Source organism: Undibacterium sp. JH2W (assembly GCF_049340425.1).
GTDB lineage: Bacteria > Pseudomonadota > Gammaproteobacteria > Burkholderiales > Burkholderiaceae_D > Undibacterium.
Genome location: NZ_JBMPOT010000017.1, coordinates 56,971 through 69,100, shown reverse-complemented (window position 1 = coordinate 69,100; position 12,130 = coordinate 56,971). Strand labels below are relative to the sequence as shown.

6 protein-coding genes are annotated in these 12,130 nt (G+C 53.0%); 1 reads left to right on the top strand and 5 read right to left on the bottom strand.

Translation table 11 applies throughout. The annotated features are described in order from the left end of the window. Window positions 1–19 precede the first annotated feature (19 nt). From ACO0LC_RS22900 to ACO0LC_RS22885, 4 genes are all read right to left on the bottom strand, one after another. Entirely contained in the window at window positions 20–1,288 is a 1,269-nt protein-coding gene (locus tag ACO0LC_RS22900) for an efflux RND transporter periplasmic adaptor subunit (RefSeq protein WP_423007458.1), read from the bottom strand. Window positions 1,289–1,485: 197 nt separating this feature from the next. Next, a complete protein-coding gene (locus ACO0LC_RS22895) occupies window positions 1,486–3,330 on the bottom strand; it encodes a M48 family metallopeptidase (protein WP_423007456.1) in 1,845 nt (614 codons plus the stop codon). 415 nt (window positions 3,331–3,745) lie between these two features. Next, a complete protein-coding gene (locus ACO0LC_RS22890; protein WP_423007454.1) occupies window positions 3,746–5,311 on the bottom strand; it encodes a hypothetical protein in 1,566 nt (521 codons plus the stop codon). After that, complete coding sequence (locus tag ACO0LC_RS22885; protein ID WP_423007452.1) at window positions 5,308–6,177, bottom strand: ABC transporter ATP-binding protein; 870 nt, start codon at window positions 6,175–6,177, stop codon at window positions 5,308–5,310. Before ACO0LC_RS22885 ends, ACO0LC_RS22890 begins: the two co-directional genes overlap by 4 nt. A gap of 220 nt (window positions 6,178–6,397) precedes the next feature. On the opposite strand from ACO0LC_RS22885, the gene ACO0LC_RS22880 reads away from it, so the two are divergent. Then, window positions 6,398–6,532: a hypothetical protein gene (locus ACO0LC_RS22880; protein ID WP_423007450.1), complete on the top strand. Its 135-nt coding sequence runs from the start codon at window positions 6,398–6,400 to the stop codon at window positions 6,530–6,532. A gap of 111 nt (window positions 6,533–6,643) precedes the next feature. On the opposite strand, the gene ACO0LC_RS22875 is transcribed toward ACO0LC_RS22880, so the two are convergent. After that, window positions 6,644–12,130, bottom strand: a 5,487-nt coding sequence (locus ACO0LC_RS22875; RefSeq protein ID WP_423007448.1) for a DUF4214 domain-containing protein, incomplete at its 5' end; no start/stop codon positions are given.

Below are 12,130 nucleotides of genomic sequence, written 5' to 3'. Positions count from 1 at the left end.
TTTCAGTGAATTATTGATGTTAGTTATTGATAGAAACGCTGCTGGCGTTTTCAAATGTATCGGTACCGGATATCACGACTTTATCGCCGTCCTTCAATCCACTCAGAATTTCTACTGCAGAGATACTGGTCACCCCCATTTTGATAGGGTGGCGCTGGGCAACACCATTTTCGACAACGTAGGCATAGCGTCCGCCTTCTGCCTCGACAAAGGGACCACGTGGCAAAATCATGACATTGCTTTTTTCTTCCATCAGCAAACGGGCTGCGACACGTTGGCTTTGACGCAGGCCCTCGGGCTGCTGGCCACTGAAACGCACGCGGGCAAGTATCTGGCTCTTTACTACTTCTGGCGAAATCGCTGTCAGTGTACCCATGACTTTGTTATTGTTGATCGTGATCTCTGCCTTCATGCCCAGGCCCAGGTCTGTCATATAGGATTCAGGAATTTCCACTTCGACTTCAAGCTGTGATAAATCGACCAGAGTCATCAAGGCGGTATTGGCAGCTACCACGCTGCGGTTGGAAATTGCCAGGCTTCCTATGATGCCATCTACCGGTGCGCGTAATTTCAATTCATCGACGCGGCGTTTTGCATAGTCCAGACTCAGGTGCTGGCGTTGTAACTGGCTCATCTTGGTTTTTAATTCCAGTGTGACATCTTCATTTTCCAGGTCGGCAGCCTGAGCTGCATGTTTCGAGCGTATTTCTGTAGAGTGCATGGCATCCTGGGCTTTCAGGAAGTCATTCTTGGCGACGACGCCAACTACACCTGCCGCCTCTATGCGCTGGAAGGCACGCTGGGCCGAAACACGGTCTATTTCGGCTTGATCGGCATCGCGCCTGGCGATCAGTTTTTGCTTCTTGGCGAGGATTTGCTGGCGAGCGACTTCGGCCTCCAGTTGCTCGGTATTCGATTGCTCGCGCTTGAGCTGGTCGTTGAGGTCGGGGGATTCAATTTCAGCGACGATGTCGCCTTTTTTTACTGCCTCGCCCGCATTGACTTTCAGGGTCACCGTGCCGCCAGCGCTGGAATACAAAGTGGGACTGATGGCGGCAACGATACGGCCATTTACCGCAGCATCCCTGACCAGATTGCCATGGCTGACTGTGGCAATGCGCAAGCGTGCCGCATTCACCGACTGGCTGCTGCCACGCCAGGCCGAGATCAATAAGACCAGTGCCGTGATACCCACAGTGCTGGCTACCAGCGCGATGATAATGCGTTTACGTGTCTGCCCCTTGTTGGCAGATAAAACCATGTCCTGGCCTGAAGTATCTCTTATCATGATGTTTCCACTGTTGTTTGCTTACTGTTTAGCAGAAACCGTGCCAGTTTTAAGTCATTGATTTATATAGATATTTAAATTGGCTCCATTGTCCGTTTTGTCCGTACGACTGTCCGTACAGCGGTCCGTACGATATGCGTACAAAAAAAATCCCACCTGGTGACTGGCGGGATTTTTCTGGTACAAGTACGGGAATTTTATGACGAGGCTTGCTGGTGACGCATGACTTGATGTCTGTGCCAGTAATGGCCTGAGACATTCTTGAATTCTTCGCGGACTTTTTTGATGCCTGGCAGTTTGACCTTGGTACTCTTGGCACCCAGCATGCCTTTCTCAGGGTGCTTGATGGTCAATACGTCCGACATCATGCCATCTTCATATTCATAGGTCGCCACTCTGTCCCAGGATACCGGCTCAGTTTCATCTGGCAAGATCCAGCCTGCATAAGTGACTTGTATGGCTTTACCTTCCTTGAGAGAAAATTCCACAGGCGGGAAATAACGCAACACCAGGGCTTGTTCTTCTTCATTGGCCGGTTCATAGCGATAGGCCAGGCTGTGTTCATGGGCTTGAGAAAAATCCTCTTCATAGCTGGTCCACAGACGCGCTTCAATTTCATCCGCAGTTTGTATGTCTGCGGCCCAGGTTTTTTCCGGTACGCTGGTGACTATCGCACCATAGCCTGTTTCGGCAATGATATGACCAACATTTTCCATGCGCTCCGTCATCTTGGGATGGCTATCATAGGGATGCGGCACGCTGGCATGTTTCATGGTCGTCAGGAAATCGGAAGAGCGTGCATAGGGATGCAAGCCGGAAGCCACGAATTGCGCTATACCCAGGCTGGAACCCTGCCTTTCATTACGCGAAAATAACTGGTTTTCTATCTCGTTTCTATAATTGGCATATGCCGCAATCTTGATGAGAGAGTGTGTGACTGCCGCTGGCGCAATGATTTTGGCGGCGATACGGTCAGCCAGGAATTCCCTGTCGCGGCTATTGCGCGCCGAGGCAATTTCAAAAATCATGCGGTACAGGCACATCAGGTAAAACACCGTAGGCACATGGGCACTACGCATTTCAAAACAATATTGATCATATTGCGCCAGCTTGGGGCCGAGTGCGGCGCTATTGGCTGTATCACCACCACGGAAATGTGCCAGTTCATGTGCCAGCACGGCGTCGGCTTCTGACTGGCTGAGCAGGCGCAATAGCGGGATGCTGATGAACAGGCTGCGACCACGCAAGCTCCTGCCGCTGACATTCAAAGGCGATTCCGTTACAAAGAAATTAGCATCGATGCCTGCCACGATATTATCTGGTGCAGCCGTTTTCAGGCGCGTTGCCAGATCACGTATGCGTTGCCACAAGCCTGGGGCCGCCTGTTCGGAAATTAATTCCCCCTGGATTTGATGGTCATTTTTGACGCGTTTGAAAATACTGACGATGACATAAAAGACTGCAATCGCGACAAAGATGACCGCTACTGCGATCAGCTTGACTGAGTAGCGGTTCATGAAATAAGCCGTGATCCAGAAGGACAGCCACATCAGCATGGCACCCTGGGCGATGGTTCCTGCGGCGCAACTGAATGTCAGTACCCGCCAGCCGGTGACAAAACTCAGGTATTGCGCCTTCTCATTCAAAAATGCAAAAGCACCCAGCAAGAATACGGTGAGTAATAAGACTGCGCCACCTGTGATGGTCCAGGCTGCGACTTTTCTGGCCATGATGAATTGCCAGTTATCCGAATAAGGCGCACATACCCTGGCACGGTAATCGTTTGCTTCCACGCTGCTGTTGTCACAGATTTTGGATGGAGGATACAGGCGGAAAAATTCTTGTTGCTGGAATTTCTCGTCCGCCGTCAACTTGCCATCACTGGAAATTTCCTGCGATACATAGGCGATGAATTTCTCATCCTGTTTGTTTTCCACATACTGCGCAAACCAGTAAGTAAATACTGGGATCAGAAATAGCGAAAGCAGGGAATACAGCAGTATCTTTGCTAAATCTTTTTTAAGGGTAAGTCCGGCAGACATAAGCGTAATCTATCCTATTCATAACATGCGGAGGAAACGATGCTGACGAACAGGCCTGTATGACGGCAGGGGACTCAGCAGACTGGATTCCGGTAGATCTGGCAAGGCGACCAGATCAGGCCTACATCGTCAGATGGGAACTTAATTCCTGATGATGAAATAAGCTTCAGCAAAAGTATAGGGAGATACTTTTGCTAAAACAATCAAACTAAAGTCTGCTTACAATTAATACAATTTGTGTTTTGCTGAAAAGAAATATACGCTCAGGCTTGCACTTGCTTCTCCTCTACACTTACTCCTTACTTACTCTCTGCAGACTCTCTGTTTATCCCCAGCTTATCTACAGCTTACCCACAGCAAAAACCCGGCTTGTCTACAGCTTGTCCACAGTCTTATCAACAAGCAATAGTCTGCTTCATGCTGCTGATTTCCGGTTGTACAGATAGCCGGTCGTCAGCGCTACTATACCCAGTACTAAATGCCAGCCCATGGAATGGCTATTGGCCACGCCATTGAAACCAAATGCATCTATCATGGGGGCCCTGACGGCATTGACGGCCACATATAGACCAAACAAAAACAAGGATAAAAAAGTGCGCGGTGTTTTGGACAGGCGGCCCAGCAGGCAAGCCACGGCACTCATACTGAATATGCCGATGATTAACGCCAATGCGCGTACTGGTTCATGGGCCGTCCAGCGCAAGGCGATAATGCCAGTCAGCAATAATCCCAGCAAGGCCGTGCTGGCAAATTGGCGCAGATAGCGCTGGCTGATACCGCCAGATAATGCCCCCGTCATTTCGCCAGTGGCCGCCTGATGATCGCGACTGGCTATGTCGCTCACCAAGATACCCCAAATGGCGACAGCCATAGTCAACAAACCGGGCAAGGCTCCGGAACGGCAAAATACTGCCAGCAAAGGCAAGACTGATAATGCCAGGCCAGCCATGGGATTGCTTACCACAGTCAAGGCCAGGTCAGCACATATCTGGCCCGCCAGACCAGGCCAGGCTTGCGCCAGACGGAATAGTGGTTGTGCAAGCCTGGCAAAGGGACGCAGCAATTGATTCAGCAAGTGCAGAGGAGAGCGGCGTTTGCGTGTCTGACTTACTTTGACACGATCAGGCGAAAAACGATGAAATAGCGCAATTGCTGGCAGCAAAGGCAGTAGTGCCAGGAGGGCACTGGCGCAACGAACGGCCAGGAGTTGGCCTGACCACATGACGTTGGGCAGTAGCATGGGCGCGATGGTCGCGTTAAAGGTGGCTATGCCCAAGGAAAAGTGGGTGGTACTTAAATGCATTTTCAGATTCGCCATGGAGGTGGCGGACCCGATGAAATCGATATACATGTAGGGATTGATTTGACCTGCGATGCCGCTCTCTACCTTGTTCATCAGTGAAATTTGTGCGATCCAGATGAAAAAGAAAATAACATCGCCTAGCTTGCCCATCAAGGGAGAAAAACTGTCAAACAAAATTGCGCAACTGACAGCAAAAAACACCATAGGCATTAGCAATGCTATATAGGTCTGGAGATACACAAACAGTTCTATGGGGCCTTCACCGCGCAGCAAATGGCAAACCAGCATAGCTCCCAGGAATGCCATGATAAGCGCCAGCAAATAGGCGACTCCGCCCAGCCAGCGGCCAAGCAAAAAAATGCCATTTCCTACTTGAGTGGCGGCGATGACGCCACCACAGCCACTACGCATATCTTCTGTGATCCTGCCGCGCACCAGGTAAAACCCAGCCAAGCCAAACAGCAGGCTGGCCAGTGCTGCACTGCCATACGCCAGGGTAGAGCTGGTATATAAAACCCGGGTATTATTGATTGCCATCAGAGTTGTGCCTGAATGCGGATCAGGAATCATGATCCAGGCCAGGGCAATCACCGCCAGCACTGCCACCACACTACTCAGTCTGCGCAGACGCAGGCGCGCTTCATTCACTACCAGGGTGCTTAACAGAGAGATGTTCATGCTGCCAGCTCCTGCACTGCATAGCGTTGTGCCATCAGCGCTTCTTCCAGGCTTGGGGACGCATGCCGGGCACCGGCACATGGCTGATGCGGATGCGCTATGCGCAAGCTCATTTGATTGCCCTGTTTTTGGGTTTGCAAGACATGTACTTTGTTACGCAAGGCATCGTATTCATGACTGGCGACTTCGGCGGTCCAGATTTGGCCATGCGCCTGGGCCAGGATTTCATCGGGGCTGGCATAAGCGATCAATTTTCCCTGGCGCATGATGGCCAACTGGCTGGCTATGCTTTCCACGTCAGAGACAATATGGGTAGACATGATGACCAGTTTTTTAAACCCCAGTTCGCTAAGCAGATGGCGAAAGCGCAGGCGCTCTTCCGGGTCCAGTCCAGCCGTCGGTTCGTCAACGATGAGGATGTCAGGATCGTTCAGCAAAGCCTGGGCTATGCCCAGACGCCGCCGCATACCACCCGAGAACGTTGATGCCTGGCGCTTGGCCTGGTCATGCAAATTCACCATTTCCAGCAAATGCCTGATACGGGCAGGATCGCGCACACCCTTGAGCGCGGCAAAGTATTGCATGAATTCCAGTGCGGTCAGATTGGGGTAAATGCCAAAATCCTGAGGCAAGAAGCCCAGTCGCTGGCGTATGGCCTGTGGTTTTTTGACGATGTCCTGGCCCTGGAAAAGTATGCTGCCACTACTGGGGTGCGTCAGCGTCGCCACCATTTGCATCAGCGTGGTTTTACCTGCACCATTATGGCCTATCAGACCGACTACACCAGGGCCGAGATGGAGTGACAAGTTATCTACTGCAGTCAGCTTTTTGCCAAAGTTTTTTGTGACATTGCGAATTTCCAGCATCTTGCCCCCCCTGTTTTATCGAGTTGTTTGATTTATTTGAGTAGGGTGACTGTAAAGAAATACGGCTGGATTTGCTCCTGCAATGAGACAGATTGCGGAAATCGCGGTATGAAACGGCGAGCAGGGTGCCTTGATTATATTTTTTATAAAATGGTTAACGCCTGGCTATGAGTCTATACTGACTTGTCACCAAGGCCTTGGTGTTCCCGGGAGTAAGATCATGAGTAAAGTTCAGCAAAGTAACAAAGAAACCAAGAAGCAGGCGGCTAGTACGCCTAAAGAAAAGAAAGCCGCCAAGCAAGCCAAGAAAGAGGCTGGAACAGTCATTCCCTGGACTCAGCGTACCGGTGGCTAAGTTAGATTGCTACCGGGGAAATTTAGCCCGGTAGAGAGTGAAGAAGTAGATATATGCATGCGGAGTTCCCTGTGAAAGAGAACTCCGCATACCGTCAATTGCGCAGACAAATTACCCAGGCATAAACCTGGCCAGATACTCAGGCGAATTAATAAACTGCCCAATGAGCGTCACCACATCCGTGCCTGACTGCGCGAGCAAGTGATCAAAGGTCGCCTGATCCGGCGCATGCCCCAGAAGACCGATGTAATCCAGCGTCAATGAGACCTTGGATTGCGAACCCGCCTTGAACTCGGCTGACTCCGTAAAGCCCGCCAGCATATCGCCGCGCGAGAGGCCATTGCCCAACTGCCCCAGCCAGTAATCCTTGCCTGCAGCATCAGAAGCACGGTGCAGCACATTCTGGTAGACCCGCTCCACAAAGGCCGTATTATCCAGATTGCCATAGGTCTTCTGGAACTCTGCACTGGCAACGAAGGAAGCACTGATCTTGGAGAGATTCATGCCATCCTTTTGTGCCTGCATCCAGTAAGCCAGGCCGTCACGGTCAGGCAGACGGTCAAAGGCCCCAAAGTACAATCTTGTGATGCCGCCTATGCCACCCTGGAATTCAGTTGACTCCATGAAGGACGCTGCCACCTGGGCACGGCTCATCTTGCCGGTATCGATCTGCCCTTGCCAGTATTGCAAACCTGCTGTATCTGCTTCGCGGAACAATACATCGCGGTACAACTGCATGGCAAACAAATCAGCGCGGTGCAGCACATCATTGTCTTTCAGGTCCAGTTTGGTGCCTACCCTGGCTTCAACGGCATCTGGAATACCATCGCCATCCTTGTCGCCTGGCAAAGACGTATTCGGATTGGTGGGGATGATGGTTTTAAAGCCCAGGCCACCGCTGATGAGGACTTTGCCATCCACCTTGCCATCGGCATCATACAAGCCACCGTCGGTGATCTTGAAGTCCACCTTCAGCTTGCCGTTCACAGTGGCGATATTGGTCGCAATATTGACCCAGTTACCCACCTTGTCTTGCACCCAATAACCATTGACAGGCGTCAATGCATCGGTGTACAGCGAGAGCGTAGTTTCCTGGCCGGCGGCCAGGCCTTCCAGCTGAGCGGTGAGCATGCCATAGGGCAGGCTCAGCTCTGCAGGCAGGTTCGCCGGTGCTGCCATGGTCGAGGTTTTGGTTTGTGCCAGGAAATTATTATTGGCCAGGGTCACATAATGCAGATTGGCAACTGTATTACTGTTCCACATCAGCGAAGTGACCTCTTTTTGTGACTGATCCTGGATGCCGTCACCATTACCGTCACCATTGCCACCTCCCAGCAAATTGGGAACTTCGGCTTCGGTCTGCTGGCTGATACCATCTCCATCCGCGTCCGTATTACCGATGTTGGTATTGTCAGGTGGCGTGGTAATGCTAAAGGCTTGCGACAGGGTGGGACCGCTATTGCCCGCCAGGTCGGTGACCCTGACCTTGAGGGTATTGCCACCAGTCAGTATCTGGTTAGACAAACTCCAGTTGGTGCTACCAATAGCGGTGACGGTATTGGTCCAGCTAGTCCCATTGTCGAGTGAGACCTGGACCGTTTCACCAGCAAGCAAGCCACTACTCAAACTGCCTGTGATCGTTTGCAGATTGATCGTGGTGACAAAGTCCGTACCACTAACACCATCATCATTGGATAACTTCAGGTTACCGATGGCGGTGGTCGGTGCCGTATGGTCAACCTGGTACAACTGACCAGTAAAGCCGCCATTGAGTGGCAAGCTGGAGGTGTCAACGATGCCCGTGCCACTGCCCTTGAGATTGAGCCCCAGGCTACCATCGCCTGTCAAACCCGTGATCCTGACACTATACGTCGAGGGATCAAGCTGGATGATGCTGCTGATGTTGCCTGTGGCGGTTCCTGTTGTCGCCAGAAGGAAGGCGGCTGTGGTGACGCCGGTGACGGCTTCACTGAATGTGACTTTGTACTCTATCGTGCCCAGGCTGGTGTTCTCGTCCTGGATACGGGTGATGCCGGTCGCCGTCGGGGCGACATTGTCACCTACGGTGATGGTGAGGCTCTTGTCATAGGCAGCCCCGGCACCATCAATGGCGCGCACCAAAACAGTGTAATTGCCGGGTGTCATGCCCACTGGGCTCTTGGCCACCAGGCTGTTGCCACTGATGCTGAACTTGGTATTGTCTTTGTCATTTGTGCCATTGCCGCTCACCAGACTAAAGCTGGCGCTGTCGCCAGGATTGGGGTCTGTTGCGCTCAGGATACCAACGCTGGTATTGTCGGCAGAACCCTGTTGTATCGATGCATTCGAGAGGCTGATATTGGTGGGGGCGGCATTGACCCCTGTCGCGATGACGGAGGTGCTGTTGTTGAGGACGGCGGAAGCAATGCCGTCATTGGCGCTGATGGTAAAAGTGGTGGTTTCGGTACCGCCAACAGCAACCCTGCCCGCCGCAGGCTGGAATACCAGGCCCCGGATGGCGGCCTGGACTGCGGCTGGTGTGCCAGCTGCATGGGTATAGGTCAGGCCACCGTCAGCGGTGGAGAAGCCGGTGGCTGTCAATGAAGCTGCGGTGAAGGCACCTTTGGCCGCAAGGTCGGGGCTGATGATGATGGTTTCGGAAGCACCCACATCCGGGTCTGTGATGGTGACGCTGGCAAACGGGGCAACCGTTGTCGTTTCCGTCACAGTCTGGCCTGCGACAACGCCGCCGATAACGGGGGCGACGTTGTTGCCAGAGACGGTAATGGGGTTGCCAAACAGGTCAGCGATGACGACGGCAACATTGGCACCGGTATTCCAGTCTTCCAGCATGCCGATGTTGTAGGTGGTGGTGTCGGTAGATGAGGTGCCATCCTTGTTCATCCGCAGGGCCAGGGCCGCCTTGTCGTTGGCACTCATGGTCATGGTGAAGCTGGTGTTGGAGGTGATGTCTACGTTCGGGGTGTTGGTCAGGGTGTAGTTGAAGGCACCTTGTCCCAGGAAGCGGATGCGGTTGGCAGTAATGTCGTTGTTGGCCCCGGTCAGTGTCAGGAAGTTGTTGCCGGTGACGACCAGTACACCGGTGGCGACGTTGTAGGTGGCGAAAGTGACGGTCGGTGCCACGACATTGGTGACGGTGATGCCATTGCCGGTCAGGTCGGCGATGACGACAGCCGCATCGGCCCCGGCATCCCAGTCTTCGGCGGCGATGAGGTTGTAGGTGTTGACGCTGGTGGAGCTGGGACCATTCTTGTTCATGATGAGGTTGGCACCCAGGCGGTCTGCTGCACTGAGGGTCAGGGTGAACGAGGTGGCGGAGGTGATCTCGACATTGCTGGTGGTGGTCAGTGTATAACTGGCTCCGCCTTCGCCTTGCAGGCTGAATTTGTTGGCGACGATGTCGTTGGCAGCGCCTGTCAATCCAGTCATGCCAGTACCTGTCACCGTCAGTACGCCAGTGTTGGCGTTATAGATGGCGGAGGTGATGTTGGGAACCGTGACATTGGAAACGGTAATAGGTGAGGTGGTGACGGCGATGTTGCCGCCTGTGATGACGCTATCCCAGTCATCGGCGGCGGCCAGGTTATAGGTGGTGCCACCAGTCGAGGTAGTGCCGTTCTTGTTGAACAGGGCTTCCACCGCCGTCTGGTCGGCACCTGCCAGTGCCACCGCAAAGCTGGTGGCGGAGGTGACTTCGACATTGCCGGTGGTGCTGAGGGTGCGGGTAGCGGCGCCTTCGCCTTTGATGGTCAGGCCAGTGACAGTAATGTCATTGGTGGCACCGAGGGTGCTGACGAGGCCTGTGCCGGTGACGGTCAGGATGTGGGTGGTGACGTCATAGGAGGCAGAGGTGATCGTTGGAGCTGTGACGTTGGATACGGTGATGCCATTTCCCGTCAAGTCAGCTGGCGAAGTTGCTGTCGAATCCCAGTTGGCTGCTGCCGCCAGATTGAATGTTGTAGTATCTACGGCAGAAGTACCGTTCTTGTTGAGCACTCCATTGATTGCTATTTTATCGGCAGCACCCAGCGTCACCGTGAAAGACGTGGCACTGCTGGCTGTGGGGTTGCTAGTTGCTCCAGTCAGCGTATAAGAACCAGCCTGCCCCGTCAGAGAAAGCTTGGTGACATCAATGGTGTCACCCGTAGTCATGCCAGTACCAGTGACGGACAATATGCCAGTGCTGGCGTCATAAGTGGCTGAGGTAACAGTAGGAACGACGACGTTGGATACGGTAATGCCGTTGCCAGCCAGGTCAGCAATGACAACCGCAGCATCGGCACCGGCTGCCCAGTCTTCGGCGGCTGCCAGGTTATAGGTGGTGCTGTCGCCAGCAGATGTACCGTTGGCATTGAGCAGGGTTCTTATACCTGCCTTGTCGGTGGTGGACAAGACCAGGGTGAAGCTCGTGTCAGACGTAATTTCTACATTCGCTGTATCGGTCAGAGTATAAGTACCGCTCGCCTGGCCTTTGAGAGTGAACTTGTTGGCGACGATGTCATTGGTCGCGCCATTGAGGTGGGACAGGTTGGTACCGGTAACTACCAGGTTACCGGTACTGGCATCGTAAGTTGCCGATGTAATGGTTGGATTGGCGACCGTAGCAGTGATGCCATTGCCAGCCAGGTCGGCGATGACAACGGCGGCGTCAGCACCGGCGGCCCAGTCTTCAGCGGCTGCCAGGTTATAGGTGGTGCCACTTGTAGAACTGGTGCCCGCCTTGTTGACGATTTGCGTCACGCCAGATTGGTCTGCAGCGCTCAGGACCAGAGTAAATTGTGTATTGCTGGTCGTGGCGATATCGACATTGCTGGTGTTAGTCAGGGTATAGGTGGCGCCGCCCTCACCCGTGAAGGTGAATTTATTGGCGACAATATCGTTGTTTGAACCAGTAAGCTGCAAGAAACCCGTGCCAGTGACAACCAGTGTTCCTGTAGTGGCGTCGTAGGTGGCAGAAGTGATGGTTGGTACAGGTACATTCGACACAGTCAGTGGATTGGTGGCGTCAGAAATATCGCCGTTCGTAATGCTGCTGTTCCAGTCGTCAAATGCGACCACATTATATGTTGAGCCGCTGGTAGATGTCGCGCCGTTTTTGTTGAGCAAACTATTAACAATAATCCTGTCATTGCCGCTTAACTGAACAGCAAATGTGGTTGCATCTGTAATCTCAACGTTGCTGGAAATGACAAGTGTGCGTCCTGTTCCTCCTTCACCAACGATGCGAAGTTTATTGACGGTAATATCATTAGTCGCACCTATGGTTCCCACCAAACCCGTGCCTGTGACAGACAAGATACCTGTTGCAGCGTCATAGGAGGCAGAGGTGATCGTTGGAGCTGTGACGTTGGATACGGTGATGCCATTTCCCGTCAAGTCAGCTGGCGAAGTTGCTGTCGAATCCCAGTTGGCTGCCGCCGCCAGATTGAATGTTGTAGTATCTACGGCAGAAGTACCGTTCTTGTTGAGTACTCCATTGATTGCTATTTTATCGGCAGCACCCAGCGTCACCGTGAAAGACGTGGCACTGCTGGCTGTGGGGTTGCTAGTTGCTCCAGTCAGCGTATAAGAACCAGCCTGCCCCGTCAGAGAAAGCTT

Excerpts from the sequence above, each read along its gene's own strand:
- ACO0LC_RS22895 (WP_423007456.1), bottom strand. The coding sequence starts at position 3,330 with ATGTCTGCCGGACTTACCCTTAAAAAAGATTTAGCAAAGATACTGCTG.
- ACO0LC_RS22890 (WP_423007454.1), bottom strand. The coding sequence starts at position 5,311 with ATGAACATCTCTCTGTTAAGCACCCTGGTAGTGAATGAAGCGCGCCTG.
- ACO0LC_RS22885 (WP_423007452.1), bottom strand. The coding sequence starts at position 6,177 with ATGCTGGAAATTCGCAATGTCACAAAAAACTTTGGCAAAAAGCTGACT.
- ACO0LC_RS22880 (WP_423007450.1), top strand. The coding sequence starts at position 6,398 with ATGAGTAAAGTTCAGCAAAGTAACAAAGAAACCAAGAAGCAGGCGGCT.
- ACO0LC_RS22900 (WP_423007458.1), bottom strand. The coding sequence starts at position 1,288 with ATGATAAGAGATACTTCAGGCCAGGACATGGTTTTATCTGCCAACAAG.